This is a genomic window from Pseudomonas frederiksbergensis (assembly GCF_035751725.1).
Classification (GTDB): Bacteria; Pseudomonadota; Gammaproteobacteria; order Pseudomonadales; family Pseudomonadaceae; genus Aquipseudomonas; species Aquipseudomonas frederiksbergensis_A.
Genome location: NZ_CP142104.1, coordinates 3,065,349 through 3,092,077, shown reverse-complemented (window position 1 = coordinate 3,092,077; position 26,729 = coordinate 3,065,349). Strand labels below are relative to the sequence as shown.

The 26,729-nt window shown below is 63.0% G+C and carries 26 protein-coding genes; 10 read left to right on the top strand and 16 right to left on the bottom strand.

Annotated elements, in window-relative coordinates; genetic code table 11:
• Positions 1–56 precede the first annotated feature (56 nt).
• On the bottom strand, positions 57–707 hold the full coding sequence (locus tag VQ575_RS13810; protein WP_045155921.1) for a response regulator transcription factor: 651 nt from the start codon (positions 705–707) through the stop codon (positions 57–59).
• Positions 667–1,800 (bottom strand): sensor histidine kinase, encoded by a 1,134-nt coding sequence (locus tag VQ575_RS13805; RefSeq protein WP_045155922.1) that lies wholly within the window; start codon positions 1,798–1,800, stop codon positions 667–669. Before VQ575_RS13805 ends, VQ575_RS13810 begins: the two co-directional genes overlap by 41 nt.
• A 393-nt stretch (positions 1,801–2,193) precedes the next feature.
• Between VQ575_RS13805 and VQ575_RS13800 the strand changes: the two genes are divergently transcribed.
• The gene (locus tag VQ575_RS13800; protein ID WP_269836082.1) at positions 2,194–3,135 is read left to right on the top strand and encodes a LysR family transcriptional regulator; all 942 of its coding nucleotides are present in this window, start codon (positions 2,194–2,196) and stop codon (positions 3,133–3,135) included.
• Positions 3,136–3,154: 19 nt separating this feature from the next.
• Here VQ575_RS13800 and VQ575_RS13795 read toward each other — a convergent pair whose 3' ends face one another.
• The 4 genes from VQ575_RS13795 to pdxR form a co-directional block, all read right to left on the bottom strand.
• On the bottom strand, positions 3,155–4,174 hold the full coding sequence (locus tag VQ575_RS13795) for a GlxA family transcriptional regulator (protein ID WP_198727061.1): 1,020 nt from the start codon (positions 4,172–4,174) through the stop codon (positions 3,155–3,157).
• Positions 4,175–4,284: 110 nt separating this feature from the next.
• Complete coding sequence (locus VQ575_RS13790; RefSeq protein WP_045155925.1) at positions 4,285–4,689, bottom strand: cupin domain-containing protein; 405 nt, start codon at positions 4,687–4,689, stop codon at positions 4,285–4,287.
• Between the two features lie 122 nt (positions 4,690–4,811).
• Positions 4,812–5,105 carry a putative quinol monooxygenase gene (locus tag VQ575_RS13785; protein WP_045155926.1) on the bottom strand — a complete coding sequence of 98 codons (294 nt, stop codon included), beginning with the start codon at positions 5,103–5,105 and terminating at the stop codon, positions 4,812–4,814.
• A gap of 112 nt (positions 5,106–5,217) precedes the next feature.
• Positions 5,218–6,651, bottom strand: coding sequence for a MocR-like pyridoxine biosynthesis transcription factor PdxR (gene pdxR / locus VQ575_RS13780; protein ID WP_039588750.1), 1,434 nt, complete (start codon positions 6,649–6,651; stop codon positions 5,218–5,220).
• Between the two features lie 164 nt (positions 6,652–6,815).
• On the opposite strand from pdxR, the gene VQ575_RS13775 reads away from it, so the two are divergent.
• Positions 6,816–7,256, top strand: a complete 441-nt coding sequence (locus VQ575_RS13775) for a carboxymuconolactone decarboxylase family protein (RefSeq protein WP_045155929.1) — start codon at positions 6,816–6,818, stop codon at positions 7,254–7,256.
• 35 nt (positions 7,257–7,291) lie between these two features.
• Here the strand turns inward: VQ575_RS13775 and VQ575_RS13770 are convergent, their stop codons facing one another.
• The 7 genes from VQ575_RS13770 to VQ575_RS13740 all read right to left on the bottom strand — a co-directional run bounded on the left by VQ575_RS13770 (position 7,292) and on the right by VQ575_RS13740 (position 15,977).
• Complete coding sequence (locus VQ575_RS13770) at positions 7,292–9,865, bottom strand: bifunctional diguanylate cyclase/phosphodiesterase (protein WP_325917689.1); 2,574 nt, start codon at positions 9,863–9,865, stop codon at positions 7,292–7,294.
• Between the two features lie 126 nt (positions 9,866–9,991).
• Complete coding sequence (locus tag VQ575_RS13765; protein ID WP_325917688.1) at positions 9,992–10,666, bottom strand: DUF2238 domain-containing protein; 675 nt, start codon at positions 10,664–10,666, stop codon at positions 9,992–9,994.
• A gap of 2 nt (positions 10,667–10,668) precedes the next feature.
• Positions 10,669–12,468, bottom strand: a complete 1,800-nt coding sequence (locus tag VQ575_RS13760; RefSeq protein WP_045155932.1) for a thiamine pyrophosphate-requiring protein — start codon at positions 12,466–12,468, stop codon at positions 10,669–10,671.
• A gap of 102 nt (positions 12,469–12,570) precedes the next feature.
• Positions 12,571–13,089, bottom strand: a complete 519-nt coding sequence (locus VQ575_RS13755) for an HvfX family Cu-binding RiPP maturation protein (RefSeq protein ID WP_325917686.1) — start codon at positions 13,087–13,089, stop codon at positions 12,571–12,573.
• 16 nt (positions 13,090–13,105) lie between these two features.
• Positions 13,106–13,744, bottom strand: coding sequence for a ferric reductase-like transmembrane domain-containing protein (locus tag VQ575_RS13750; protein WP_325917684.1), 639 nt, complete (start codon positions 13,742–13,744; stop codon positions 13,106–13,108).
• 179 nt (positions 13,745–13,923) lie between these two features.
• Positions 13,924–15,240 (bottom strand): ATP-binding protein, encoded by a 1,317-nt coding sequence (locus VQ575_RS13745; protein WP_325917683.1) that lies wholly within the window; start codon positions 15,238–15,240, stop codon positions 13,924–13,926.
• Complete coding sequence (locus VQ575_RS13740; protein WP_039588742.1) at positions 15,237–15,977, bottom strand: response regulator; 741 nt, start codon at positions 15,975–15,977, stop codon at positions 15,237–15,239. Before VQ575_RS13740 ends, VQ575_RS13745 begins: the two co-directional genes overlap by 4 nt.
• A 226-nt stretch (positions 15,978–16,203) precedes the next feature.
• On the opposite strand from VQ575_RS13740, the gene VQ575_RS13735 reads away from it, so the two are divergent.
• The 3 genes from VQ575_RS13735 (at position 16,204) to VQ575_RS13725 (ending at position 18,230) form a co-directional block, all read left to right on the top strand.
• Positions 16,204–16,467, top strand: coding sequence for a DUF2790 domain-containing protein (locus tag VQ575_RS13735; RefSeq protein WP_039588741.1), 264 nt, complete (start codon positions 16,204–16,206; stop codon positions 16,465–16,467).
• 106 nt (positions 16,468–16,573) lie between these two features.
• Complete coding sequence (locus VQ575_RS13730) at positions 16,574–17,785, top strand: cytochrome c biogenesis protein DipZ (RefSeq protein ID WP_039588740.1); 1,212 nt, start codon at positions 16,574–16,576, stop codon at positions 17,783–17,785.
• Between the two features lie 151 nt (positions 17,786–17,936).
• Positions 17,937–18,230, top strand: coding sequence for a hypothetical protein (locus VQ575_RS13725; protein WP_411829974.1), 294 nt, complete (start codon positions 17,937–17,939; stop codon positions 18,228–18,230).
• A 4-nt stretch (positions 18,231–18,234) separates the two neighbouring features.
• On the opposite strand, the gene VQ575_RS13720 is transcribed toward VQ575_RS13725, so the two are convergent.
• Complete coding sequence (locus tag VQ575_RS13720; RefSeq protein WP_039588738.1) at positions 18,235–20,100, bottom strand: sigma-54-dependent Fis family transcriptional regulator; 1,866 nt, start codon at positions 20,098–20,100, stop codon at positions 18,235–18,237.
• A gap of 343 nt (positions 20,101–20,443) precedes the next feature.
• Between VQ575_RS13720 and VQ575_RS13715 the strand changes: the two genes are divergently transcribed.
• The 5 genes from VQ575_RS13715 to VQ575_RS13695 all read left to right on the top strand — a co-directional run bounded on the left by VQ575_RS13715 (position 20,444) and on the right by VQ575_RS13695 (position 25,810).
• Positions 20,444–21,517 carry an ATP-NAD kinase family protein gene (locus VQ575_RS13715; protein ID WP_039588820.1) on the top strand — a complete coding sequence of 358 codons (1,074 nt, stop codon included), beginning with the start codon at positions 20,444–20,446 and terminating at the stop codon, positions 21,515–21,517.
• Between the two features lie 2 nt (positions 21,518–21,519).
• Complete coding sequence (locus VQ575_RS13710) at positions 21,520–22,497, top strand: thiamine pyrophosphate-dependent dehydrogenase E1 component subunit alpha (RefSeq protein WP_039588737.1); 978 nt, start codon at positions 21,520–21,522, stop codon at positions 22,495–22,497.
• Between the two features lie 35 nt (positions 22,498–22,532).
• Positions 22,533–23,549, top strand: coding sequence for an alpha-ketoacid dehydrogenase subunit beta (locus tag VQ575_RS13705; RefSeq protein ID WP_039588736.1), 1,017 nt, complete (start codon positions 22,533–22,535; stop codon positions 23,547–23,549).
• Positions 23,549–24,661: an acetoin dehydrogenase dihydrolipoyllysine-residue acetyltransferase subunit gene (locus VQ575_RS13700; protein ID WP_325917681.1), complete on the top strand. Its 1,113-nt coding sequence runs from the start codon at positions 23,549–23,551 to the stop codon at positions 24,659–24,661. Before VQ575_RS13705 ends, VQ575_RS13700 begins: the two co-directional genes overlap by 1 nt.
• 84 nt (positions 24,662–24,745) lie before the next feature.
• Entirely contained in the window at positions 24,746–25,810 is a 1,065-nt protein-coding gene (locus tag VQ575_RS13695; protein WP_325919887.1) for a 2,3-butanediol dehydrogenase, read from the top strand.
• A 66-nt stretch (positions 25,811–25,876) separates the two neighbouring features.
• On the opposite strand, the gene VQ575_RS13690 is transcribed toward VQ575_RS13695, so the two are convergent.
• Together VQ575_RS13690 and VQ575_RS13685 are read right to left on the bottom strand one after the other, a co-directional pair.
• The gene (locus tag VQ575_RS13690; protein WP_325917680.1) at positions 25,877–26,377 is read right to left on the bottom strand and encodes a DUF6644 family protein; all 501 of its coding nucleotides are present in this window, start codon (positions 26,375–26,377) and stop codon (positions 25,877–25,879) included.
• Complete coding sequence (locus tag VQ575_RS13685; protein WP_325917678.1) at positions 26,377–26,727, bottom strand: DUF6152 family protein; 351 nt, start codon at positions 26,725–26,727, stop codon at positions 26,377–26,379. The genes VQ575_RS13690 and VQ575_RS13685 overlap by 1 nt, the downstream gene beginning before the upstream one ends.
• Positions 26,728–26,729: the final 2 nt, after the last annotated feature.

The following is a 26,729-nucleotide window of genomic DNA, read 5'->3' as shown; positions in this document are numbered from 1 at the left end:
ATCACTGCAAGATACGCGGTCCAAAGGCCGCGCCTAGTATACGTGGGTATGAACTTTCAATGACCGCGATCCAGGTCCAGTGCCTGGGCCATGCGCACCAGCTCGGCAAACGAGCGCGCGCCCATCTTGCGCATGGCCTGGCCACGATGGATCTTGACGGTGATCTCGCTCAAGCCGATTTGCCCGGCAATCTGCTTGTTCATCAGCCCTGACGCGGCCAATGCCATCACCTGGCGTTCCCGGGCGGTAAGACTGGCGTAGCGGTCGTGAAGCACCTGCCGGCTGCGTTCGGACTCTCGGCGCAGTCGGTCGCGCTGGTGGGCGGTGGACACCGCATCGATCAGGTCCTGTTCGCGAAAGGGCTTGGTCAAGAAGTCCACGGCGCCGGCCTTCATGGCGCGCACCGTCATGGCGATGTCGCCATGGCCGGTCATGAATACGATCGGCAGATGAACGTTGGCACTCGCCAGTTGTTGCTGGAAATCCAGGCCGCTGATGCCGCGAAGGCGCACGTCCAGCAACAGGCAACTGGGTGTGTCGGCGCGCGGATGGCCCATGAAATCCGCAACCGAGTCGAACAGTTCGACCCGCAGGCCGATGGAGCGTAGCAAGCTGCGAAGTGCTTCGCGCAGCGATGGATCGTCATCGACCACATAGACGATGGGCTCAGTGGTGAGAGCAGGGTTCATGGCGTGGCTTGGGTTCATCGACAGCGTCCTTGGCGGGGCATGCAGAGGGAAGTAGCGGCAACGAAAACGTGAAGGAGGTGCCTTGGCCCACTGCGCTGGCGGCCCAGATCCTGCCCTCATGGAAGTCCATGATGGAGCGACAGATGGAAAGCCCGATGCCCAGGCCGTTTTCCTTGGTGGTAAAAAACGGGACGAACAACGAGGGCAGGACCTCTTCATCGATGCCGACCCCCTGGTCCACGATCTCCAGCAGCACCTCATGCGCTTGTGTCCAGGTGCGTATGCGCAGGATTCGGTCGCGCACCTTTATCGCCTCCATGGCGTGGCACGCATTGATGATCAGGTTGATGATCACTTGCTGCAGCTGCACGCGGTCGGCGTTGACCCGGCTTGCCGTCGCTGCGAGGTCCGTCTTCACACTGACTCTGTGAAGGACCAATTGCTGGCGCACCAGGTCGAGGGATTCGTTGACAATCTCGTCCAGGTTTTCAGGCCGGCGCAGCGGATCGCATTTGCGCGCCATCGCTCGGGTACGATTGATCACTTCACTGGCGCGACACGCGTTGGTGGCGATCCGCTCCAGCGAGTCGAGGGCTTCCTTGAGGTCTGGGACCGGACGATCCAGCCAGCGACGACATGCCTCGCCGCTGCTGGTGATGGCCGTCAGTGGTTGGTTGACTTCATGGGCTATGGACGCGGCCATTTCTCCCAGGGAGGTCAACCGGGTGGCGTGGGCCAAATGAGCCTGGGCCTCGATCAGGTACGCCTGGTTGTGCCGCAGGCTGTCCGAGGCCTGCTTGCTGCGCAGCGCCAGGAACGCGATGGCAGACAGGGCCGTCAGGCAGCGGAAGAAGCCCGTGATCGATTCCCATCGGTGATAGCCGCCGTTGTACAAGAACGTCGTCGTCAGCAGGAACATGCACATCAGGGCAACGGTGATCACCAGGTTGATGGAAAACAGATTCGCCGCCATCAGCAGCAAGGTGATGTAGAGCAGCGTCGGCGCCAGGTCGGAATGGGTTTCGGAGTTGATAATGACGATCCCGCAGGCCACCACCAGGCCGACGGCCCAGCCCAACGCATTGACCAGCGGGTGAGTGCTGACTGCCATTGAAGGCCCCGACGCCTTTGGGCAAGGGGTATGCCGCAGGCTTTGGTAGACGTTCCTGAGCATTTTGGCGGGTGTGGGCACGCTGCAATCCTTCTATTTTTCTGGTCCACCCCCCCGGTGAAGGAAGAATCGGGGGGCATCGGTACCGGATCTTAAAAGTTGCCCTCGGCCCGGGGTAGGACATAAAACCCTGAAATCCTGCCAACGCTGGCAGTCATCCTCCATACCCAGGTTTCGATGACTCGACCCAAAGGGTGGGCCGAGCGTCCTCCGGTACAAGAGACTCCCACCGGTCCTTGGCTTAACCTTCAAACATTCCATCGCGTCGGCCCTGCAAGACGTTCCGGGTGCGACTTTCCTTGATTCAACGGCCCTGTGCCTGGAATGACTACCATGATGAACAGAAATGACCTGCGTCGTGCTGACATCAATCTACTGGTTGTCTTCGAAACCATGATGCATGAGCGAAACGTCACCCGCGTGAGCGAGAAGTTGTCACTCGGTCAACCGACTATCAGTGCCGCCCTGGCGCGTTTGCGCCTGATGTTCGACGACCCTTTGTTCATCCGCGGGGGCCGGGTCATGGAGCCGACCTCGCGCGCAGAGGAAATCTTTTCCAACCTGACTCCCGCGCTGGACGGAATCGCCGCCGCCTTGAGTCGCTGCCAGGCGTTCGACCCCGCCACCAGCGACGCCACATTTCATGTCGGCTTGTCCGATGATGTCGAATACGCCTTGCTCCCAGAACTGTTGCACCGCCTGCGCATCGAGGCGCCCGGCACGACGCTGGTGGTACGCCGCGCCGATCAATGGCAAATGTGCCAGTTGCTGTCGTGCGGCGAGATTACCGTGGGGATCAGTCACACCCTGGAGTTGCCCGCCAATGCCCGGCGCAAGACATTGCGACCGATCCGGCCCATGCTGTTGCGGGCGGATTCGCGTCCCGGCGAATTATCCTTGGATGAGTTCTGCCGCCGACCCCACGCCGTGGTTTCGTCCATGGGGCATGTAATCGATGACTCGGACCGGGCATTGAGCCAGGCGGGCCGGCATCGGCGGGTGGTGCTGACGGTGCCGCAGTTCAGCGCGTTGCCGAGGTTGCTGGCCGGCAGCGACATGATCGCTATCGTGCCCGACTATGTGGCGCAGGCCATGGCGATGGCGACGGACTTGCGTGCTGAGGCAGCGCCGATTCCGCTGCCAGAGCATGAACTGACGATGGTCTGGCGGGGGGCGTCCCATACTGATCCTGGGGAGCGCTGGTTGCGTTCCCGGTGCTGCGCGTTCCTTGCCGAGCTCTCCGATTCCCGGGCCCCAGCTCGCCGCGTGGCTTGAAGCAATAGCACCGTTCGCTTCAACGGGAGAAACGGCTGCGATACTCACGAGGTGAAATCGAGAGGTGGCGCTGGAAGGTGTTGCGCATTCGCTCTTCATCGCCAAAGCCGCATGTTCGGGCAATCTGGTCGATGTTGCGCTCGGAATCCTCCAGCAATCTGCGCGCGGCTTCGAGGCGGAACATTTCGACAGCCTTGGCCGGGGTTCGCCCGGTCTGGAGCTTGTAGACCCGGGCGAAATTGCGCGGGCTCATCCGTGCCTGCCGGGCCATTCGCTCAATGGTCAGGTCGGCCTCGTCCAGGTGCTCGGCCAGCCAGGCATGCAATTGATCGAACCCGGCGCTGTCCTGGGTCTGCGACAGCAACAATTGGCTGAACTGGGCTTGCCCGCCGGGGCGCTTGAGAAAGACCACCAATTCCCGGGCCACTTGCAACGCGACGTCGCGACCGCAGTCTGCCTCCACCAGCGCCAGGGCCATGTCGATGCCGGCGCTTACACCCGCCGAGGTCCAGACCTTGTCCTGTTGGACGAAGATGGCGTCGAGGTCCACTTCGACCAATGGGAAGCCGCTCTTGAGCATTTCGCACATGGCCCAATGCGTGGCGGCTCGGCGCCCATCGAGCAAGCCGGCCTGGGCCATCAGGAAGGTCCCACTGCACACCGACGCCGTGCGCCGGGCCCTGGCGGAGGCCGCGCGCAGCCAGTCCACCAGCTCGACACAATCAATCATCGCCTGACGGATATTCGGGGCGCCGGGCACGATCAGCGTGTCGATAATGGCGCCGTCGAACTGGCGCAGGGACGCCGTTTCCACGACCAGCCCTTCGGCGGTCTGCATCAGTCCTCCGGCCAGGCTCGCGGTGTGCATCTGATAACCCGGCCGGCCGCGCTCGGCCATGGCTTTGGTCGCCGCCCAGAACACGGTCTGGGCGCCGGTCAGGTCGAGCAAGCCCATCTGCGGGTAAGCGAGGAACACTAATGCGCGCGGTTGAGACATCGACTCGGTGGCGATGTGGATGTCATGGGTCATCTCGTTCATGGTCGCGTCGACTCGGTACGGGCGTCGTGAAGGGGAGGTTACTATCATCGCAGATCGAGACGGCCCACGCGGGCGCAGGCAACTGACGGGCCTGTCCGGCCTCGACACGCTCAGTTCTTGAGCGGAATCAGCACGGCTTCGTCCTCGCCCATCACCATGAACACCAGGAGTTTGGCCGGTTGGGTGGCGCTGGCGTTCTTCGACACCAGATGCTCGGAACCGGCTGCTTCGTACCAGAACTCGCCAGCCTTATAGGTGATGGCCGGTTCGCCCTTCACTTGCGAGGTTATCGCGCCTTCGAGCACATAGGCCATGGCCGTGCCTTCATGCATGTGGGCAATGGACGACTGGCCCGGTCCATAGTCGACGGTCAGCATCATGGCTTTCTTGCCGGGCAGGTTCTTCAACAGTTTTTCCTGGAGTACCTGTACGTTTTCCGACGGCGCGGTTTCGTGGGCATAAAGCGGGGCAATGGGAATCAGGCTCAGGGCAGCGATCAAATAGAGCGATTTCATCGGGCAGTACCTCTGGGGTGTCGAATGAGTTCCCGTTCACCCTAAGCCCCAAGGTACCGGGGACAAACGTCCAATTTTTTGAAAGATGCGTAGACCACCCATGGCGAGGGCGTAAGCGTAGGTCAGACCACCGGGAAACTGTTGAAATCCACGCTTCGAGCCAGGCGGCTTTCGATCAGGCTGATGAAACCCTGGACTTCGGGGCAGTTGAAATGTGCTTGCATGGCCGCTTCCGATTGCCAGCGGGCGCTGACGTTCCAGCGCTCGTTGTCTTGCGGGCAGCGGTCGACCATGTAGGCGTCGCAGCCTGGCAAGGCTCGCAGGGTTTCGACGATTTGCTGCAGCTGCCGGCCCAGTTCTTCCGAGCGCCCGGCAGCGGCCTGCACCTGAACGGTGTTGATTACTTGGCGAGACATTGTCCTGGCTCCTGAATCAAGTCGAACGGAATCTGATGACACCCAGGAAGGATAGGCTCGGCAGGACCAGGCTAAAACAGCCAATAGGCGGATAAATCCCCAGTCCAATCGATCAGGCAACCTGCTGCAGGATATCTCGCAAGCGGTCAAGGGCGATATCGATGTCGAGCAATTCGATGGCGCCAAAGCCCAGTATCAGGCCAGGACGCACCGGGGCCTCATTGAAGAAGCCGTCGAGGCTGTAGAGCCCGACCTCGGCTTTTTTCGCCAAATCGATCACCAACGGCAGGTCCATCGGCGCCTTGCACAGCACCGCCATATGGAAGCCCGCCGTGGTGGGTACGGCTTCGAACCAGGGCGACAGGTCATCGCCCATGCGCGACAGGATCCGTTCGCGCCGACCGGCATACAGGGCGTGGCACCGGCGGATGTGCTTGAGCAGGCAGCCCTCGGCGATGAATTTGGCCAGGGCCCATTGGGGCAGGGTGGAGGTGTGTTGGTCAGTAAGGCGCTTGGCGAGGATCACCGCCTCGAGAATCGCGGGTGGCAGGACGGTATAGCCGAGCCGCAGCTCCGGCAGCAAGGTCTTGGAAAACGTCCCGACGTACGCGACGATCCCGCGCTCGTCCATGCTCTGCAACGAGTCGGTGGGGCGGCCCTCGTAGCGGAATTCACTGTCATAGTCGTCTTCGATGATGATCGCCCCGAGTTCATAAGCCCGAGCCAGCAGGGCCTCGCGCCGGGGCTGGCTCATGGGCATGCCCAGCGGGAACTGGTGGGACGGCGTCACGTAGATCAGCCGCGTACCGTCGGGAATCAAGTCGACGCGCATGCCTTGCTCGTCCACCGGCACCCCAGCCACCGTCGCGCCATGGGAACCGAACAACAGGCGCGCCGGCGGATAGCCCGGGTCCTCCATGGCGACCAGGCTGCCGGGGCGAGTCAGTACCCGGGAAATCAGGTCGAGGGCCTGTTGCGCGCCGTTGCAAACCAGCACGTCCTCGTCCTGGCAATTAACCCCCCGGGAAAACGCGATGTGCCGGGCGATGGCGTTGCGCAGCGCCGGCAAGCCTTCGGGCTGGCTGTAGAAACCCTTGGCATTGGCGATCTGGCGCAGGGCATGGGCGGTGCAGCGACGCCAGTCGTCCAGGGGAAACTGGCCCTTGCCGGTGGCGCCACCGATGAAGTCATAGCGCAGCGCGCTTTCGGGCAGCGGATGGCGCAGCAAGTCCGGCATGTTGCGCCAGGTCTCGACCACGTCCGCCCCGGCAAGCTCACGGTGACTCTGTTTGCGCACAACGCTGGCCGGGCGCGCGTTGACATAGGTGCCCTTGCCGATGATGCCGGTGAGCAGATTCTCGTAGGTCAGTTGCGCGTAGGTGTCGGAAACGGTCTTGCGCGAAACGCCCAGTTGCTCGGCCAGCAGCCGGCTGGGCGGCAGTTGCGTGCCGGCGGCAAGACGACCGCTTTCGATGGCGCTGCGCAATTGTCGATACAACTGACCCGTCAGGTCCTTGCGGCCGTTGATGACGACATGAAGTTCCATACCCGCGGGCTCCTGGGTGATCGATTGCGGCAAGGGGCGAGACGTAAGATTACCCGCAATGCGCCGGACCGGAGAAGTTGCGTGGACGTTTATCGACGCATTGGACCTGTCGCGGACGGCCTCGGCGTCCTACCGTGGATCGATCAACCACTAAGGAACCCACCATGAGCCCGCGTCTTGATTACTACAGTGCATCCCCCGGGGCGATGAGGGCAATGATTGGCCTGGAAGCGCTGACCAGCCGCCTGAGCATCGAGCCGGCGTTGCTGCGGTTGATCAGGATTCGCGCTTCGCAACTCAACGGCTGCGCCTTCTGCACCGACATGCACTCGGTGGATGCACGGCGCCAAGGCGAGACGGAGCGGCGCCTCTATGCGGTGGCGGTGTGGCGCGACAGTGGCTTTTTCAGCGATCGCGAGCGGGCTGCCCTGGCATGGACTGAAGCGGTCACGCTGTTGGCTGAAAGCCGGGTGCCGGATGACGTCTATGCGTTGGCCCGTGGCAGTTTTAGCGAAGAGGAACTGGTGGACCTGACTATGGTGATCAGCACTATCAATAGCTGGAATCGGTTGGCGGTCAGTTTTCGGCAGAGTCCGGGGGGGTAGGCGGGGCTTACGAGGCTGCCTGTCAACGCTAGAGGCTAGAGCCACCGCGGCGTAGTAAAGAACGAAGCCATTTGCGACCGAGCCAACGCCGCGCCGAAATAAGGACCTTGCACATGATCACACGCCACACTGCGCAACTGATTGAACTGCCGGGCAGTCTCGATGCCCTCGGCGGTGACAATCAGCCCGACGCTGCGACTCAACCGAATCATCGCCAGCACACCTTCTTCATCCTGCTCCAGACCCAACTGCGCAAGAATATTGCGATCAAAGCGAATGCCGTCGAACGGCTGGTCGAGGACCTCCCGCAGAGATGCGATATTGGTGCCGAACTTATCGATATTGATCCGCACACCAAGGGCCTTGAGGGCATGCAAGGTATTGGCGAGCGTCTTGTGATCCGTCAGCAATACCCCTTCGGCCACTTCAAGCGTCAGGCGCTGGGCTGACAGCCCGCTGGTCTCCAGCGCCTTGTGCACCTGGTTGAACAGGAAACTGCTGCTGAACCACCGAGGCGAAACAGCCAGGGAAACGTTGAGCTCGTTGGGCCAGGCCGTCGCTTCTTCGCAGGCGTTGATCAACATCCAGGTGCCCAGTTCCTCCAGTTGGCCAGACGCTTCGGCAACCGGGATGAAGTCGCTTCCAGCCAGTTCGCCGCGTTCCGGATGGTGCCAGAACGCCTGGGCTTCGAATCCATGCAACTGCTCGGCACTGACGTCGAATCGGGGCAGGTAACGCAGTTCAAGCTGGCCCTGTTGCATCGCATCGCGTAGTTGCTGTTCGTAGCGGCGTTTGTCGCGGGCGATATTGCCCATGGCCTCTTCATAGATGCGCCAGGTATTGCGCCCGGCGGCCTTGGCCGCATACAGGGCGATGTCGGCCTGGCGCAACAGTTCTTCGGCTCGCGGGTCGAGGGGTTGCGACCAGGCCACGCCGATGCTTACGCCCAGGTACAGCGTATTGCCGTCCAGGTGCATGGGGCGTTGCATGCAGTCGATCAAGCGTTCGCAGAGCTGATCGAGGTCGCTGGCGCTGCCGGGGTTGGGCATGACGATGACGAATTCGTCGCCCCCCAGTCGTGCCACCAGGTCGGTGTCGCGCACGTTTTGCTGGAGGATGTGGGCCACTTCCTTGAGGACCTTGTCGCCTACGGCATGGCCCAGGGAGTCGTTGACCGGTTTGAACCGATCCATGTCCAGGTTCAATAGCGCCAATGGCGTGCTTTGCGCCTGGTCCAGGTGCTCGCTCAGGCAATCGAACAGGCGGTTGCGGTTGGCCAGCCCGGTGAGTGGGTCGTGCAAGGAAAGATGCTTGATCTGCGCCAGCGCCCGCAACTCGTCGGTGATGTCGGTGGCGGTGCCGCGAAAGCCTTGGCTGCCGGCGTCGATGGCTCGCACCGAGAGCTTGCAGGTGCGGACGCGTTGGTTGCGCGCGGTGTATTCGCACAGCAACGGGGCAGACGAAGCGCTGTTGGCGCCGCCGAGCAGCCAATGGGCGATGGAGATCGATCCGTTGTGGGGGTGCAGCAACCGGTGCAACGGTTTGCCGACCCATTCCGTGGGGCTGAAGCCCGTCACCTGTTCGAAGCGTTCCGACAGGTAGGTCAAGGTTCCGGTCGCGTCGACCTCCCACAACCAGTCGGACGACACTTCGGCGATGTCGCGAAAGCGTTCCTCGCTGCGTTCCAACGCCTTGCGATGGGCCGGGAGGCTGGCGTACTGGCGTTCCTGGGCGCGGAGCATGATCAAGGCATGACGCAACACCGCCATGGCCATGATCGCAAGAAACAACAATGCCAGCGCCAATAGCGGCAGCAGCACCTTGCGCAGGTCCTTGCCAGGCGTTGCGGGACGCCAGGCCAGGGCTTCGCGGGTCAGGTCGTCGAGCAGCAATTGCGCGGTGTCTTTCGGGCCTGGCGTATGGGCGATGTGTGCATTGGGCAGGGCAAAGTCCCGTGACAGGCTCTGCAACGCAGCGCTGTCGAGAACTTTGACGAACAAAAGCAGGCTGGGCGGGCCAGGAATCTCTTCAACGCTGTTGTCGGTACCGGTGGTGATCGCGGAGACGGCGACAAAGGCGGGCGCGTCTTCATGATGGAGCATTTCGACGATCACCTCATCGCGATTCTCCGCGGCGCTGGCCTTCCTGGCGAGCGCCCGCAGGTCGCCGGTCAGCCAGGTGTCGGCCGCCACTTCGCTCATCTGGCCATCGATGACCGAATAAACCGTCTTGCCGGTCGGCGAGATGACGAAAACTGCTTGGTAGCCATACAGCGAAAACACGCTACTGCCGACGTTTTCCTGGTCATAGGCCCAGTCTTTGTCGACCATTACGTGCAGGTGACGGTAGGCATCGCTCCATTTGGAATAGTCGCTCAAGTCACGACCGATGCCTGTACGAATACCGTCGATGGCTCGCTGGGCAAAGAACAGGCTCTGGTCGCGTGCCTGTTCGTCCTGGGTCCGGGTGATGTTGAGCAGCACCGCGATTGCCAGTGAAGACATGACAAAGAGCAACAGCATGATGGCCGGAAAGGTGCGGCGGGTGAAACTTCGGGTAGGCCGCTCGCCGGAAAGCACCGTGGAGCCGTTGCCAGCATCTTCAATCATAAAAACAAAGCCATCAGCTGAACGCGAGATACCCCGCACTAGGGTTGTATCGGCTGACCGCCTGATTAACTTAATAAAAGTAGGCGATTGTTGACCGGTTGCTCCATTTTCGCCGAGCAATCGCTTTCAGCTACTGGTTTTGCCGCGCAGCGCCCATTCCCGGGCGAGGTCCCGTTGTTGGAAATAATTGACAGTGGCCGCCACCATCAGCGTCAAGCAAGCAGCCAGTGCCGCCAGGGCCATGTCTTTTTGTGAATCCCACGGGTCCTGTTGCGCACCGACAAACGCCTTGGCTGTGTCGCCGCCCATGTACGCACCGCCAATCCATTCGATCAGCTCGTAGATCGCCGATGAGGACAGGATCAGGTTCCACGCCAGGAAGTAACCCGTGAAACCCCGGGCCGGGATGACCCGCAGCAGCGCCTCGCGCACCGGATAGGCCAGCAGCAATCCATAGCTGAAGTGCACCAGGCGATCGAACTGGTTGCGCTGGAAACCCAGGAGTTCGTCGAGCGGCTCGCCACCGGTCAGGGCTTGCCACCACTGGTTATAGGGGACTTTCGCATAGGTGTAGTGGGCGCCTACCTCGTGAATACAGAGAAACACGAATACCAGCGTGGCGGACAGGCGCGAAAAGCTGAACCGCCGGTGGACCGCCACCAGAGCCACCAGCAGGGCAACGACCAGCAGGTTTTCAGCCAGCCAGTCGCTGCGTTTGACCGGGGCGATGGCCAGCCATGTCCATAGGGCTACGAAGCTTCCCAGCAGGACCAGCTCATAACGGCTCGCTCGGGTCTGCATGTTTATTCTTTGTCCTTGCGATGTCCCGGCAGCAACGCACCGAGCACCTGTTTGGCCGTCTCGACCACGATGCCGCGTTCGTTCGGGTCGCCCTGGAGCAGGGTGGATGCGAATTTCTTCGCCTGCTCCAGCTTGATATGCGGCGGCAGCGGTGGAACGTCGGGGTCGGTGCGGAACTCGATCAGCACCGGGCGTTCGGCGGCGAATGCCTGTTCCCAGGCGCTGGCGACGTCGCTTTCCTGATCCACGAGGATGCCCTTGAGGCCGATGGACTCGGCGAACAGATGGTAGGGCACGTCGGGTATGTTCTGGGACGCCTCGAATTTCGGGTCGCCTTCCATGACCCGTTGCTCCCAGGTCACCTGGTTCAGGTCCTGGTTGTTGAACACCGCGCAGATCCAGGTGGTGTTGGTCCAGGTGCGCCAGTATTTGGCGACCGTGATCAACTCGGCCATGTTATTCATCTGCATCGCGCCGTCGCCCACCAGCGCGATGACCGGGCGGTCCGGGTGGCAGAACTTGGCGGCGATGGCGTAGGGCACGGCCGCGCCCATGGAGGCGAGGCCGCCGGAGAGTGAACACATCATGCCGCGACGGATCTGGACGTCCCGTGCGTACCAGTTGGCGCAGGAGCCGGAGTCGCAGGTGATGATGGCGCGGTCCGGCAGTCGTGGCGACAGTTCGAACGTGACGCGCTGCGGGTTGATCGGCTTGGCCGATACCAGGGCGCGTTTTTCCAGGGTCTTGTCCCAGTCCGCGCGCCAATGTTCGATCTTTTCGCGCCAGGCCCGATCGGTTTTTTCTTCGATCAACGGCAACAACGCCCGCAGGGTGTCGGCGCTGTCGCCTTGCAGGTTGACTTCCATGGGATAGCGCAGGCTGAGCATGTCTGGCTGAAGGTCGATCTGCACGCCACGCGCCTGGCCTTCGCCGGGCAGGAATTCGGCATAGGGGAAGCCGGATCCGATCATCAGCAAGGTGTCGCAACCGGCCATGAGATTGTCGCTAGGCTCGGTGCCCAGCAGCCCGATTGAGCCGGTCACCCATGGCAACTCGTCGGGCACCGCTGCTTTGCCGAGCAGGGCCTTGGCGACGCCGGCGCCGAGTTTGTCGGCGATGGCAATTACTTCGTCCGTGGCGTGCAGGGCTCCGGCGCCGACCAGGATAGCGACTTTCTTGCCGGCATTGAGCACGTCGGCGGCCCGGCGCAGATCTTCCTCGTAGGGCACGACCTTGGGTTTGCGGTAGCCGACACCTGAATGCAGCGTGCCATGCTTGTGGGGCGGTGGCGTGTATTCCAGGTCCTGCAGGTCGTTGGGCAGGATCAACGCAGTCACTCGACGTTCACCCACCGCCGTGCGTACCGCGCGGTCGAGCAGGTGGCGGACCTGGGCCGGGGCACTGGCTTGCTGGACGAACGCGCCGGCAACATCCTTGAACAGGCTGACAAGGTCAAGTTCTTGCTGATAATGCCCACCCAACGCGTTGCGCGCCTGCTGGCCGCTGATCGCCAGCACCGGCATGTGGTCCATGCGTGCGTCATACAGACCGGTAATCAGGTGCGACGCCCCAGGGCCAGACGTTGCGATACAGACCCCCAGCTCGCCGGTGAACTTGGCATGGGCGCAGGCCATGAACGCGGCCATTTCTTCATGCCGGGCCTGGATAAAGCGAATTTTTCCCTTGGCCCGGTTCAAGGCCCCGAACACGCCATTGATGCCATCGCCCGGATAGCCGTAGATGCGACGAACGCCCCATTCGTAAAGGCGTTCAACCAGAAAATCGCCGACGGTCATGCTCATGTCTGTTCCTCGTCCTGATGGGCTGTCTTGAGGGGGCTGCGACCGCTGTGGCAGCGGTACGCAGCGCCATGGCTCATACAGGACTGGACCGACGCAAGCCCTTCAAGGTTTCGATTTTTTTGTCCAGGGCAACGACCTGAGCAGCGCATCCACGCTCAACTTGCCGGCTCCCTGCAACAGCAACGGCAGCAGCGCAATCAGGTAGATCAACGGCAGCTTGAAGTTCCCGTAGCCCTTGTTGGTGATCGCGTACCCCTGGGCCAGCTCACTCAGGCTCGACCAGTCGGCGGGCCAATGCACGGCGGCAGTGGCAACCACGGTAACGACCATCAATACCAGCGCCGACGCCCGTGTGCCCAAGCCGATCAACAGGGCGAGGGCGCAGATCAGCTCCGCCCACATCGACAATTCCCAGTTCCAACTGGCCGGCACATGGTTGAACGGGAAGGGGAAGGCCGACTGAATCTCGGCGAACCAGTTCTGGCCGTTCCATTTCTCCAGGCCGGATTCGAAGAACTCCCAAGCGAGGAACAGGCGCAGCCCCAGCGGTGCGAGCCACGATCCGGCGTGATTGAGGTTGACGTGCAGGCCGTTCAACGCTTTCGAGACAGTTGCGTACATGATCGTTCTCCTTCGCTCAGGCCGCACGTGCCAAGGATTGGCGCTTGTTGGCCTGGGCCAGCTTGCCCACCAGGCGGATCGCCGTGGCGGCGCAGATCAGGCCGAACGGCAGCACGTACCAGTCACTCATGGGAATGCGCTTGAAGTTGGAGTAGGCAAAGATCGCCGCCACTACCCACATGCCGGTCGTGTGCAGGCGCTTCCAGGCGGTGGTGCCAATCAGTCGCTTAGTGCTTTTGAATGAGGTCAGGGCCAGCAGCAGGATGAACACGTAGCCTACGGTGCCGGGCACATTGCCAAGCGTGGTCCGGCCAGGCCAGAACTCGGTGTTGAGCTGGCCGTACCAGTAGATCAACAAGGCGTGGACCAGATGGGAAAAGGCAAAGGCCAGCCCGATGAAGCGCCGTTCGCGCACCAGGGATTTGCTCAGGGGCGAGGGCACCAGCACGGCAAACGCCGAGGCCGTGAAGGCCAGCAGGAAGAGGACGAAGGATGAGCGAGCGGTGGCGCGAATGGCACTGCGCACGCCTTCGGTCAGGTCCGGGTTGATGATCAGGATAAGCGCGGTCATCAGCAGCACCAGGGCGGCAATCATGTTGAACAGCGACCAACCCTGGTAGCGGAAAGCAGGCGGCGTTGCGGTGGCGGTAGGCATGGGAAAGCTCCTTGGAAGTCGGGGCCCGGCGCCGTGGTGGCCGGGGACATGAGGAGTCTTTCAAATGGGTGTAAGCGGGGTGTGTCCGGAAGGGGGCGGTGTGCAAGTTTGTGTATGCGCTGTGCTGGTTGACACACTGATATACAAACCTGACCGCTCCCACGGGGTCTTTATCAACTTCACGCCTGCGGATCGCACCCCAATCGCAACTCCGCGCACAAGCCACCGCCTTCGCGATTGCTCAAGGTCAGCGCGCCGCCCATGGCGTTCGCCAGTTGCTGGGCGATCGCCAGGCCCAGGCCCGTGCCGCCGGTTTCCCGGTTGCGCGAGCTTTCTACCCGGTAGAACGGCTTGAGCACTTCGGCCAGCTCCTGCTCGCTGATACCGGGTCCTCGGTCCAATACCTGGATCGCCAATTGTCCGTTGGCGGCAGGCTGGACCTGGATCTGCGCCGAGCCGCCGAACTTCAATGCGTTGTCCACCAGGTTGACCAGCACCCGACGCAACGCGTGCGGGCGTGTATCGATGATCGCGGCGTTCTTGCCGGACAGTTGTACGTCTTGCCCGGTGTCCTGGTAGTCGAACACCAGGCTGTCGAGAAACGCATCCAGGCTGATCCGGCAACTGGCTTCGGTGGCGCCATGGATGCTGCGGGCGTAGGCCACGCCTTCGCGCACCAGGTGCTCCATTTCGCCCAGGTCGCTGTAAAGCTTGTCCTTTTCGATGCCATCGTCCATGAATTCGGCCCGTAGCTTCATGCGGGTGATAGGGGTCTGCAAATCATGGGAGATCGCGGCCAAGAGGTGCATCCGCTCCTTTAGATAGACAGCGATGCGGTCCTGCATGGCGTTGAAGGCCTTGGCCGCGTGGACCACCTCGGTCGGGCCTTTTTCGTCCAGGCGTACACCGTGGGCGTTGGGATCCAGGGTCTCCACCGCCTGCGCCAGCCGGGTGAGGGGGCTGACGGCGATCCGCACGGCCAGCCAGGTACAGCCGATCAGCAGCGCCAGTTGCCCCAGCAAGACCATCGGCAACCAAGGCGAAAGCGGCGCCATGGCCGGGCGCACATCGATGGTCAGCGGGTTGCCGTCCTTGAGGCGCAGGTGCGCCTGGTAGTGCATTTTCGGGCCCGGGATCTGGTTGTAGGTCAGCGCGTAGGTTTCGCCGAGGGCTTGCTGGATCGAGCTGACCGATATCGGCGCGTTGTTGGGAAGCATCGGCGTGCCTGGCTGGCCTTCGTCGAGCACGTAGCCGTAGTTGCGTCGCGCAAGCTTGGGCAGCCACGCGGGGCGCTCCGCGGCAGGCAGGCGATCAAGTATCGCCACCGACGTCGAGACGTCGGTCTCCAGATTGCCGAGCATGGTGTTCTTCGCACTCTCGTAGCGTTCGTAGTACTGGACGCCGAATGACAAGCCTTGGGCCAGGATCAGGCCGATGAGGAAGATCAGCGACAAGCGCGAGGCGAGGGTGCGCGGCCAACGCAGCGGCAGTCTCATACCGGGGCCTCGAGGATCTCCACCGGCAGCGAAAACACATAGCCTTCGCTGCGAACGGTCTTGATGTACGCGGGTTCGCGGGCGTCGTCCAACAGGCGTTGGCGCAGGCGACTGACCAGCAAGTCGATGGAACGGTCGAACAGGTCGGCGTCACGGCCCTGGGTCAGGTTCAGCAGCTGGTCGCGGTTGAGCACCCGCTGCGGATGGTCGAGGAACACCCGTAGGAGGCGGTATTCGGCGCCGCTCAAGGCCACCATGGTGCCGTCGCTGTCCAGCAGGTGCCGAGCCGTGGTGTCCAGCCTCCAGCGGCCGAATGCCAGGAGGCGCCCGCTCTCGGTGACCACCAGGTTGGGTGGCAGCATGCGCGTGCGCCGCAGCACCGCGTTGATCCGCGCCAGCAGCTCCCGGGCGGCGAAAGGCTTGACCAGGTAATCGTCGGCGCCCATTTCCAGGCCGATGATGCGGTCGGTCTCGTCGTTGCGAGCGGTGAGCATCAAGACCGGCGTGGCCTTGTGCTTGCCGGCGCGCAGTTCCCGGCACAACACCAGGCCATCGTCGCCGGGCATCATGATGTCCAGCACGATCAGGTCGACCGGCGTGGTTTCCAGAAAAGCGCGCATTTGCCGGCCATCCGCGACCACCGTGGTGCGCAGGCCGTTCTTTTTCAGGTAGTTGCCTACCAGTTCCCTGATCTCGCGATCGTCATCCACGATCAACACATGATCGACATGATCCATGGTGTTCTGCCCCTTGGCGTTTTGATGTGGGTCAGTCTACAGCCACCAGCCGGCCTGGCTCGCGACGGTTTGTATTGCAGTGTATCTGGCGCTCGGCGGATACACGGCGATGCAAAAAGCCCCCCGGCTCGATACAGGCGCGATACCTGGGTGGCATTCAATGGCTTCCATCGAGGCAACCCAACCGGCCTCAGCGATAAACAACCATTGAATCGAGGAGCGCACCATGAACACCAAAGCCATCTACGCCGCCTGCCTGTTCGCCGCACTGAACATCTGCACCCTGTCGGCCCGGGCCGAAAGCAACGTCCAGGCGCAAACCTATACCTATGGCACTCACCTGGATGTGCGCAAGGTGCTGTCGCTGAGTGAAGACCCACAGCCGGCCTGCGGCGTGGTGAATGCGCACATGACCTACCTGGATTCGGCGGGTCATGAGCAGGCGCTGGATTACCGCAAGCTTTCCGATAACTGCACCAACCAGAGTTGAAAGCACCACGCCAGCCATGCATGCGCGGTTGTGGCGAGGGAATGATTTCCCTCGCCACAAAGGTGCCCGCACTTTTTCGTGCTTCATTCCATTTTGAGGTGTTGCCATGCTTCTGATCGCATTTCTCGGCGGGATCCTGACGATCCTCAGCCCTTGTATTCTTCCCGTGGTGCCGTTCCTGTTCGCCCGGGCCAATCAATCGCGCAGCTCGGTGTTATTGACGCTGGGAGGCATGGTGCTGACCTTTGCCCTGGTGTCGAGCCTGGCGGTCGCCAGCAGCGAGTGGGTCATACGGGCCAGCAGCGTCGGTCGGCAAGTCGCCCTGGTGGTGATGGTGCTGTTCGCCTTGTCGTTGATGTTCAGCCGGGTCGGTACCTGGCTCGCCCGGCCCCTGGTCAGCCTGGGCAATCGTCTTGATGCCGGTGCCGGGCGGATGGGCGGGCCTGTCGCGTCGGTGCTGATCGGCATTGCCACCGGGCTGCTCTGGGCACCGTGCGCCGGGCCGATCCTCGGCGTCATCCTGACCGGGGCGATGCTGCAGGGTGCTAGTGCGCAGACCAGCCTGTTGTTGCTCGCCTACGGCCTGGGCAGTGCCTTGTCGCTGGGGACGTTGATCCTTGCCGGTCGGGGCTTGATCGGTCGGCTGAAACCCTCGCTGCCGATCACGGCCTGGCTGCGTCGGGCCACCGGTACGCTGGTCTTGCTGGCGGCTGTGGCAATCGGCACTGGGGCGGATGACCGGTTATTGGCGGCGACGTCATCGCAACAGTCGGCCAGCCTGGAGAAAAGCCTGCTGGAGAATGTGCCCAAGGCCATCGACTACGTGGTGAGCAAGGCGGGCGCGAGCACCATGCCGACGCTCGATGCCCAAGGTGCCATGCCTGCGCTGGACGGCGCAGTGCAATGGCTCAACTCGCCGCCGCTGAGCAGCGAATCGTTGCGGGGCAAGGTGGTACTGGTGGATTTCTGGACCTACGACTGCATCAACTGCCAGCGCACGCTGCCGTATGTGAACGATTGGGCGAAGAAATACGAGAAGGACGGGCTGGTGGTCATTGGCGTGCACACCCCGGAGTACGGTTACGAGAAGATCATCAATAACGTGCGCGAGCAGGTGCGCAAGCTCGACATCCACTACCCGGTGGCCATCGACAACCAGTATGCAATCTGGCGCGCCTTCAACAACCAATACTGGCCGGCCCATTACTTCATCGATGCCAAGGGACAGGTACGCTACAGCCACTTTGGCGAAGGGCGCTATGGCGAGCAGGAGCAGGTGATCCAGCAATTGCTGCAGGAGGCGAAGGCCGGTAAGTAATCTGGTGGCGAGGGGATAATCCCCTCGCCACAAAAAATTGCCTGATCGTGCTGGCCCCTTGCTCATTAAGTTGAAGTCAAACTTCTTTCATTTCAGAAAGTTGGACGACAAACCTATGCGTGTTTCTATCTGGATCGCGGCGGCCATGCTCATGGCCGCCGTTTCGCTTGAAGCCCAGGCCCGGGCCCTGACGGCAAACCAGCAGTCGGTGTGTCGCTGGGGTTCGGACATCGCAGCGGGCGCCCAGGCGTCGAAGCTGTCCGGGGTCAGCCTGTATGGCGCACGCAAGAAGCTGCAGGTGCGCAAGTTTCCTCGCCCCTGGATGCGCATGACTGCCCTGGGCATCACCGAGCAGACCTACAACAGCGCGTCGCGGCTCAAGCCCGCCGCCGTCAAGCAGACTTACTACGAACAATGCGTGCGGCATGAGCTGGCGCGACGATAAGCGCTCACCCGGGGCGCCTGCCGGGCATTTCGATCCCATGCTGATGCACCCGGCGGTACAGCGTGGCCCGGGAAATACCCAGCGCCCGGGCCGTGGGGGTGGGTTTCCAGCGATGCCGCACCAAGGCATCCAGCAGCGCCTGGCGTTCCGGACTGGCGCTGGGTTCGTCGGCGTTCGCGGTGGTTTGTTCCCCGTGCAGTGATTCCGGTAAATGGTCGAGCTGGATTACGCTCGCTTCGCAGACTGCGCAGGCATAGCGCAGCACATGCCTCAGTTGCCGGACGTTGCCCGGCCAGTGATACCCCAGCAGGCATTCCAGCGCCGCGCCGCTCAGTTGCACCGGCCCCCCGCACAGCGCCACCTCTTCCTCCAGGATGCGATTGATCAACGCCAACCGGTCGGTACGCTCACGCAGCGGCGGCAGCTGGAAGCGCGCACCGCCAAGGCGGAAATACAAATCCTCGCGAAACTCGCCGGCCGCCACAAGGGCTTCCAGGTCGCGGTGGGTGGCGCAGATCACCTGGATGTCCACAGCCTTGCGCCGTGAGGCCCCCAACGGCGCCACTTCGCCTTCGGCCAGCACCCGCAACAAGCGCGTTTGCAAGGCCAGCGGCATGTCACCGATTTCATCGAGGAACAGCGTGCCACCGTCGGCCTGCTGCAACAGGCCTTGCATGCCCTTGGCCGAGGCGCCGGTAAAGGCGCCGGCGACATAGCCGAACAACTCACTCTCGATCAGGCTTTCCGGGATGGCCGCGCAGTTCAAGGCCACGAAAGGCCGGTCGCGGCGCTGGCTGGCCTGGTGCAGCTGGCGGGCGAAGACTTCCTTGCCGGAACCGGTCTCGCCCTGGATCAGCACCGGCAGGTTACGGTCCTTGACGCGCACCGCCAGGTTCAGGCTGTCGGCCAGGCGTGGGTCGAGTTCGGTCGGCGTCATTGCGGCGCGCTGGCGCGATGTGGCGCGGCGGCGTGGCGCGCTCAAGCGGCCATGCAAGTCCATTTCCAGGGGGTAGAGGCTTTCGTCCCGGGCGCGGTGCAGCAATTGTGGGTCGAAGACCTGGCTGATGTGGCGAGGCAGCTGGCCATAGCGTTGCATCAGGTACTGGCGCGCCGCCGGGTTCAGGGCTTGCAGGCAGCCGTCGTCATCCCAGGCAAAGAGGAAATCCGGCTGGCTGTCGACGTAGCCGGCGTTGCGATGGGCCCGCAGCACCCAATAGCCCTGGGCACTGCTCATGAAAAATGCCTGTTCGATTTCCCGGGCGCTCTGAACCACCATTTGCCGGATCAGGTGCTGGGAGCGTCGGTCATCCGGCGAGCGCACCGCCGAGACGTCCAGCACGCCGAGCAACTCGCCTTGGGGGTCGAAGACCGGCGCGGCGGAGCAAGTCAGGCCGATGAATGCCGCGCGGAAGTGGTCGCGCTTGTGCACCGTCACCGCCGTCTTGGCCGTGAGCACCGCCGCCACGCCGCAGGTGCCTTCTTCACCTTCCGACCAACATGTGCCCAGGTACAGCCCGGCCTTGCGGCAGTCGTTGCGAAGAGTGGTTTCCACCCGATAGTCGATGGTCTGGCCTTGGGCATCGGTCAACAGCACGCAATAGTCGGCATCGCGCACCCGGCCATGCAGGCGTGCCACTTCGTCGCTGGCGATATTGAGGAACAGTTCCGAGCGCTCGCGACATTGCTTGAGCACGTCGTTGGACAGGATTCGCGGCCCCTGCAGCGAGCCGGGGTCCAGGTGATGTTGCTCCATGGAGCGGCGCCAGGAGTCGAGGATCAGGTCCGGCACGGGCAATTGCGGCAGTTGGGTGGCGTTCTTCAGCACGCGGCTGACGCAATCCACATGCGCCCTGGAGTGAGCGGAAAGCATAGGGGCCTCCGGTTCAGCTTCTTGTCGTTGTCGGCACATTAAGCGCTGATCGCCGGGCTCAGACAAGCCCGACGGAGCGCGGGGGCCGACGTGAGACGCCACGTCTCAGCGTCTCGCGGCTTGGTCGTGCAGGCTGGCATGTGGCGTCTCACCGGACTTGGCGGCGACGTTTGCCACGGGACGCCGCGAGCCCTCTATCTCGGGCATTCTCGCCAGGTATCGAGCAATTGGCACCGGCCTTGCTCTAGGCCTTGGACCCACACCCGCTGGGCTTCCAATAATAAAAAGAGGTGCCTATGACTTGCACGCCAAGCCAGCTGATCGTTTCCGCCACGGTGGCGCCATGAGCCGCCAACCGCTCACTGTCGGCATCATCGCCAACCCCGCATCGGGCCGTGACGTGCGGCGCCTGACCGCCAATGCCGGGCTGTTTTCCAGTACCGACAAGGTTTCGGTGATCCAGCGCCTGCTGGCCGCGTTCGGCGCCACCGGCATCGAGCACGTGCTGATGCCCACCGACATGATCGGCATGGCCGCCGCCGTGCTGAAGAACAGCCACAGTCGCCAGGCCCGCAGCAGCCACTGGCCGGCCCTGGAATTCCTCGACCTGACCCTGCGCCAGACCGTCGAAGACACCCGCCGCGCCGCACGCCTGATGGCCGAGCGCGGGGTGGCGTTGATCGCCGTGCTGGGCGGCGACGGGACCCACAAAGCCGTGGCGGCCGAGGTTGGCGACATTCCTCTGCTGACCCTTTCCACCGGCACCAACAATGCTTTCCCCGAACTGCGCGAGGCCACCAGCGCCGGGCTGGCCGGCGGGCTGTACGCCAGCGGCAGGATCCCGGACGAAATCGGTTTGCGCCGCAACAAGCGTTTGCTGGTATGCGATGCCGCTCGCGGCTTGCGTGAAGTCGCCCTGGTGGACGTTGCCGTGTCGCCGCTGCGCTTCGTCGGCGCCCGGGCCATCAGCCGGGCACAGGATCTGGCCGAAGTGTTCGTGACCTTCGCCGAGCCGCAGTCCATCGGCTTGTCGGCGCTGTGCGGTTTGTGGTTTCCGGTGTCCCGCCAGGCGCCGGGCGGTGCCTGGATGCGCCTGGACCCGCAATCGCCCGAAGCGCTGCTGGTGCCGCTCGCGCCGGGCTTGTTGCAAGGCTGTGGGGTACTGGCCGCTGGCCCGCTGGCACCCGGCGTCGCCCATGGCTTGTCGCTTTCGGCCGGCACGTTGGCCCTGGATGGCGAGCGGGAAATCGAATTCAACGTGCAGGACCGGCCCACGGTCACCCTCGATGCCGGCGGCCCGCTGAGCATCGACGTCAACGCGGTGCTCACCTACGCCGCGCAACAACGCTTGTTGGCCATCGGCCGCGAGCACCCGCAACACCCCTTGAACCTTCAAGAAGACACCCCTGGAGAATAAAAATGTCGACATCGCTCACCCATGATCAATTGCTGCACGCCTATCAGGTCATGCGCACCATCCGCGCCTTCGAAGAGCGCCTGCACGTGGAGTTCGCCACTGGCGAGATCCCTGGTTTCGTCCACTTGTATGCCGGCGAAGAGGCCTCGGCCGCCGGCGTCATGGCCCACCTGGGCGATGACGACTGCATCGCCTCCAACCACCGTGGCCACGGCCATTGCATCGCCAAGGGCGTGGACGTCTACGGGATGATGGCCGAGATCTATGGCAAGAAAACCGGCGTCTGCCAAGGCAAGGGCGGCTCGATGCACATCGCCGATTTCGAGAAAGGCATGCTCGGCGCCAACGGCATCGTCGGCGCCGGTGCGCCATTGGTAGTCGGCGCGGCCCTCGCGGCGCGGCTCAAGGGCACCGACAGCGTCGCCGTGGTGTTTTTCGGCGACGGCGGCTCCAACGAAGGCGCTGTGTTCGAAGCCATGAACATGGCCTCGGTGTGGAACCTGCCGTGCCTGTTCATCGCGGAAAACAATGGCTACGCCGAAGCCACCGCGTCGAACTGGTCGGTCGCCTGCGACCACATCGCCGACCGCGCCGCCGGCTTCGGCATGCCCGGCGTGACCGTCGATGGCTTTGACTTCTTTGCCGTCCATGAAGCCGCCGGAGCTGCTGTGGAACGCGCCCGTGCCGGGGAGGGGCCGTCGTTGATCGAGGTCAAGCTGACCCGCTACTACGGCCACTTCGAGGGCGACGCCCAGACCTATCGCGCACCCGACGAGGTCAAGCATTTCCGCGATAACCAGGACTGCCTGATGCAGTTCCGCGACCGTACCACCCGGGCTGGGCTGCTCACCGTCGAGCAGTTGGACCAGATCGACAAGGAAGTCGAGATGCTGATCGAAAACGCCGTGTACAAGGCCAAGTCCGATCCCAAGCCTTGCGCGGCGGACCTGTTGACCGACGTCTACGTCAGCTATCCCTGAACGCCCTCCTAAAAACAACAAGAGAGAATCCCATCATGGCGAGAAAAATCAGCTATCAGCAGGCAATCAACGAAGCCTTGGCCCAGGAAATGCGCCGCGACTCCAGCGTGTTCATCATGGGTGAGGACGTGGCCGGTGGTGCCGGCGCACCCGGTGAGAACGATGCCTGGGGCGGCGTGCTCGGCGTCACCAAGGGGCTTTACGACCAGTTTCCCGGACGCGTGCTGGACACGCCGCTGTCGGAAATCGGTTATGTCGGCGCGGCGGTCGGCGCTGCCACCTGCGGCGTGCGCCCGGTGTGCGAACTGATGTTCGTCGACTTCGCCGGCTGCTGCCTGGACCAGATCCTCAACCAGGCGGCGAAATTCCGCTACATGTTCGGCGGCAAGGCCTCCACACCCCTGGTCATCCGCACCATGGTCGGGGCCGGCCTGCGTGCCGCGGCGCAACATTCACAGATGCTCACGTCTTTGTGGACGCATATTCCGGGGCTGAAAGTGGTGTGCCCATCATCGCCCTACGACGCCAAGGGCCTGCTGATCCAGGCCATTCGCGACAACGATCCGGTGATCTTCTGCGAGCACAAGTTGCTCTACAGCATGCAGGGCGAGGTGCCGGAAGAGCTCTACACCGTGCCGTTCGGCGAGGCCAACTTCCTGCGCGACGGCAAGGACGTGACCCTGGTGTCCTACGGGCGGCTGGTCAACACCGCCATGGACGCGGCGCGCAACCTGGCCGGCCGCGGCATCGACTGCGAAGTGATCGACCTGCGCACCACCAGCCCGCTGGACGAGGACAGCATCCTCGAAAGCGTCGAGAAGACCGGGCGCCTGGTGGTGATCGACGAGGCCAACCCGCGCTGCTCCATGGCGACCGACATCTCGGCGCTGGTGGCGCAAAAGGCCTTCGGCGCGCTCAAGGCTCCGATTGAAATGGTCACCGCGCCGCACACGCCGGTGCCGTTCTCCGATTCCCTGGAAGACTTGTACATCCCTGACGCGGCGAAGATCGAACAAGCCGTGCTCAACGTGATCGAGTGGAGCAAGCGCTGATGAGCCAGATTTTTACCCTGACCATGCCCAAGTGGGGCCTGTCGATGACCGAGGGCCGGGTCGATGCCTGGCTCAAGGAAGAGGGGCAGCCCATCACCAAGGGCGATGAAGTGATGGACGTCGAGACCGACAAGATCTCGAGCAGCGTCGAAGCGCCGTTCTCCGGGGTCCTGCGCCGCCAGGTCGCTCGTCAGGATGAAACCCTGCCGGTCGGCGCCTTGCTCGGCATCGTCGTCGAAGGCGAGGCCAGCGACGCCGAGATCGACGCGGTCATTGAACAATTCCAATCCAACTTCGTGCCCGGCGACGCGGCCGACGAAGACAGTGGCCCGAAACCGCAGAAAGTCGAGGTTGACGGCCGGGTGATCCGCTATTTCGAGCGCGGCGAGGGCGGTACGCCGCTGGTGTTGGTGCACGGTTTTGGCGGCGACCTGAACAACTGGCTGTTCAACCATGAAGCATTGGCAGCCGGGCGTCGAGTGATTGCCCTGGACCTGCCGGGCCATGGCGAGTCGGCAAAAAACCTGAAACGCGGCGACCTCGATGAGCTGAGCGGTGTGGTACTGGCGTTGCTCGATCACCTGGATATCAACACGGCCCATCTCGTCGGGCATTCCATGGGTGGGGCCGTCTCACTCAATACCGCGCGCCTGATGCCGCAACGCTTGCGCTCGCTGACCTTGATCGGCAGCGCCGGCCTGGGCGCGGAGATCAACGGCGGTTACCTGCAAGGCTTCGTCGACGCGGCCAATCGCAACGCCCTCAAGCCACAGCTCGTACAGCTGTTCTCGAATGCCGAGCTGGTCAACCGGCAGATGCTCGACGACATGCTCAAGTACAAGCGCCTGGAAGGCGTGGACATCGCATTGCGCCAACTGGCCGGGAATTTGTTCAAGGACGGCCGCCAGCAGGCGGACCTGCGCGACGTCGTGCAGGCCGGCCACGTCCCGACCCTGGTGATCTGGGGCAGCGACGACGCGATCATCCCGGCGTCTCACGCCGAAGGGTTATCGGCGCGGGTCGAAGTCCTGCCGGGCCAGGGGCACATGGTGCAGATGGAAGCAGCGGAACAGGTCAATCGATTGATTCTCGACTTCATCGGACAGCACTGACCAAGCGGGCGACGCTTGAGTCGTCGCCCCTATGAAAATTCTGGAGGCAACGCTATGAACGTTTCAATCAAACCGACCCGCAGCATGCGCGCCGCCGTATGGCATGGCCGCAACGACATCCGCGTCGAAGACGTGCCGCTGCCGGTTTCACCGCCCGCCGGTTGGGTGCAGATCCGCGTGCAATGGTGTGGCATCTGCGGTTCGGATCTGCACGAATACGTGGCCGGGCCGGTGTTCATCCCGGTGGAGGCGCCGCACCCGCTGACCGGAATCAAGGGGCAGTGCATCCTCGGCCATGAGTTTTGCGGGGAAATCGTCGAGCTGGGTGAGGGCGTCGAGGGCTTCAGCGTCGGCGAGCCAGTGGCGGCGGACGCCTGCCAACACTGCGGCACCTGCTATTACTGCACCCACGGGCTGTACAACATCTGCGAAAACCTGGCCTTCACCGGGCTGATGAACAACGGTGCGTTCGCGGAGCTGGTCAACGTCCCGGCGAATTTGCTATACAAACTGCCTGTCAACTTTCCCGCCGAGGCCGGTGCGTTGATCGAGCCGCTGGCGGTGGGCATGCATGCGGTGAAGAAGGCCGGCAGCCTGTTGGGCCAGAATGTCGTGGTGGTGGGTGCCGGGACCATCGGCCTCTGCACGATCATGTGCGCCAGGGCGGCCGGCGCGGCCCAGGTGATTGCCTTGGAAATGTCCGGTGCGCGCAAGGCCAAGGCCCTGGAAGTCGGGGCCAGCCATGTCATCGATCCGAATGAATGCGACGCCTTGACCGAAGTTCGGCGCCTGACCGGTGGGCTGGGCGCCGATGTGAGCTTCGAGTGCATCGGCAACAAGCACACCGCCAAGTTCGCCATCGACCTTATCCGCAAGGCCGGCAAATGTGTCCTGGTGGGGATTTTCGAAGAACCGAGCGAGTTCAACTTCTTCGAGCTGGTCTCCACCGAGAAGCAGGTGCTGGGCGCGCTTGCCTACAACGGCGAGTTCGTCGACGTGATTGCCTTCATCGCCGACGGGCGCCTGGACATCTCGCCGCTGGTGACCGGGCGCATCCAGCTGGAGGAGATCGTCGGGCAGGGCTTCGAGGAACTGGTGAACAACAAGGAACACAACGTGAAAATCATCGTGTCACCCGCACGGATCTGAGAGCGCCTGAGGTGGGCGATTTGGCGATGGCCCGCAGCGGCCATCGCTTTTTTTTGGGGGCGTGCCTCAGGTGTAGGCCAGCAGGCGACCGCAGCCAATCACCGCGATCCAGAGCACCACGGACAGCAGCGCCTGGATTCTGGCCAGGGCCGGCGCGGTGCGGCCGATATTCCATCGCTCGACGTTACGGTAGGGTCCCACGTGGAACAGCAGGGCATTGAGACCTGCCACCGCGATCAGGCACAGCTTGAGGATGAACACGTTGTTGCCGGCGAAATCGTGAGGGTGGGCGCTGAACATCATCAAGCCGGCAGGCACGATCAGCAGCAGTGCCCCGACGGCCCATCGCAGCAGATGGCGCGCCAGCGCGGTCACGGCGATGTTCCTGGACAGCCCGAGGACGCGCAGGTCGAATATCACCACCGCGCCGACCAGGACAGAAAACCCGACGATGTGCACCACTTCCACCAGCGGATAAAGCCAGAGGTCGCTGCGCATCGCCACGCCCAGGGACGAGTCGCCCAGTCTATCGATCCAGCTTTGCGCGACGGGGCCGGCGACCGGCATCAGCGCAGCTCGGTGGTCTTGTCGTCGATGGTGATGCGTTCGGCGCGTAGCTCGTCAGGCTTGTTTTTATTGGCGTAGCCGACCACGGTGGCCCGGTTGCCGGCCTTGAACATGTCTTTGGTCAGCCCCCGATTCTCCATGCGCGAAGGCGGAGCGAGCACGACGGTCCAGGTCTTTTCCGTGGTTTGCAGGCGCACGGTGCCGTGGGGATGGGAATATCCCGACTCCTTTATCGTGCCTTCGAGCGTCAGTGGCTTGCTCGCGTCGTATTCGCTCCAGCCATGGTGGGCAAGGGCCGCGGTGGCTACCAGCATCGAAGACACGCCGAAGCAGCGAAGAATCATGTTCATGG

Coding starts and splice junctions, on each gene's coding strand:
- VQ575_RS13810 (WP_045155921.1), bottom strand. CDS start 707: ATGAACCCAAGCCACGCCATGAACCCTGCTCTCACCACTGAGCCCATC.
- VQ575_RS13805 (WP_045155922.1), bottom strand. CDS start 1,800: ATGGCAGTCAGCACTCACCCGCTGGTCAATGCGTTGGGCTGGGCCGTC.
- VQ575_RS13800 (WP_269836082.1), top strand. CDS start 2,194: ATGATGAACAGAAATGACCTGCGTCGTGCTGACATCAATCTACTGGTT.
- VQ575_RS13795 (WP_198727061.1), bottom strand. CDS start 4,174: ATGAACGAGATGACCCATGACATCCACATCGCCACCGAGTCGATGTCT.
- VQ575_RS13790 (WP_045155925.1), bottom strand. CDS start 4,689: ATGAAATCGCTCTATTTGATCGCTGCCCTGAGCCTGATTCCCATTGCC.
- VQ575_RS13785 (WP_045155926.1), bottom strand. CDS start 5,105: ATGTCTCGCCAAGTAATCAACACCGTTCAGGTGCAGGCCGCTGCCGGG.
- pdxR (WP_039588750.1), bottom strand. CDS start 6,651: ATGGAACTTCATGTCGTCATCAACGGCCGCAAGGACCTGACGGGTCAG.
- VQ575_RS13775 (WP_045155929.1), top strand. CDS start 6,816: ATGAGCCCGCGTCTTGATTACTACAGTGCATCCCCCGGGGCGATGAGG.
- VQ575_RS13770 (WP_325917689.1), bottom strand. CDS start 9,865: ATGATTGAAGATGCTGGCAACGGCTCCACGGTGCTTTCCGGCGAGCGG.
- VQ575_RS13765 (WP_325917688.1), bottom strand. CDS start 10,666: ATGCAGACCCGAGCGAGCCGTTATGAGCTGGTCCTGCTGGGAAGCTTC.
- VQ575_RS13760 (WP_045155932.1), bottom strand. CDS start 12,468: ATGAGCATGACCGTCGGCGATTTTCTGGTTGAACGCCTTTACGAATGG.
- VQ575_RS13755 (WP_325917686.1), bottom strand. CDS start 13,089: ATGTACGCAACTGTCTCGAAAGCGTTGAACGGCCTGCACGTCAACCTC.
- VQ575_RS13750 (WP_325917684.1), bottom strand. CDS start 13,744: ATGCCTACCGCCACCGCAACGCCGCCTGCTTTCCGCTACCAGGGTTGG.
- VQ575_RS13745 (WP_325917683.1), bottom strand. CDS start 15,240: ATGAGACTGCCGCTGCGTTGGCCGCGCACCCTCGCCTCGCGCTTGTCG.
- VQ575_RS13740 (WP_039588742.1), bottom strand. CDS start 15,977: ATGGATCATGTCGATCATGTGTTGATCGTGGATGACGATCGCGAGATC.
- VQ575_RS13735 (WP_039588741.1), top strand. CDS start 16,204: ATGAACACCAAAGCCATCTACGCCGCCTGCCTGTTCGCCGCACTGAAC.
- VQ575_RS13730 (WP_039588740.1), top strand. CDS start 16,574: ATGCTTCTGATCGCATTTCTCGGCGGGATCCTGACGATCCTCAGCCCT.
- VQ575_RS13725 (WP_411829974.1), top strand. CDS start 17,937: ATGGCCGCCGTTTCGCTTGAAGCCCAGGCCCGGGCCCTGACGGCAAAC.
- VQ575_RS13720 (WP_039588738.1), bottom strand. CDS start 20,100: ATGCTTTCCGCTCACTCCAGGGCGCATGTGGATTGCGTCAGCCGCGTG.
- VQ575_RS13715 (WP_039588820.1), top strand. CDS start 20,444: ATGAGCCGCCAACCGCTCACTGTCGGCATCATCGCCAACCCCGCATCG.
- VQ575_RS13710 (WP_039588737.1), top strand. CDS start 21,520: ATGTCGACATCGCTCACCCATGATCAATTGCTGCACGCCTATCAGGTC.
- VQ575_RS13705 (WP_039588736.1), top strand. CDS start 22,533: ATGGCGAGAAAAATCAGCTATCAGCAGGCAATCAACGAAGCCTTGGCC.
- VQ575_RS13700 (WP_325917681.1), top strand. CDS start 23,549: ATGAGCCAGATTTTTACCCTGACCATGCCCAAGTGGGGCCTGTCGATG.
- VQ575_RS13695 (WP_325919887.1), top strand. CDS start 24,746: ATGCGCGCCGCCGTATGGCATGGCCGCAACGACATCCGCGTCGAAGAC.
- VQ575_RS13690 (WP_325917680.1), bottom strand. CDS start 26,377: ATGCCGGTCGCCGGCCCCGTCGCGCAAAGCTGGATCGATAGACTGGGC.
- VQ575_RS13685 (WP_325917678.1), bottom strand. CDS start 26,727: ATGAACATGATTCTTCGCTGCTTCGGCGTGTCTTCGATGCTGGTAGCC.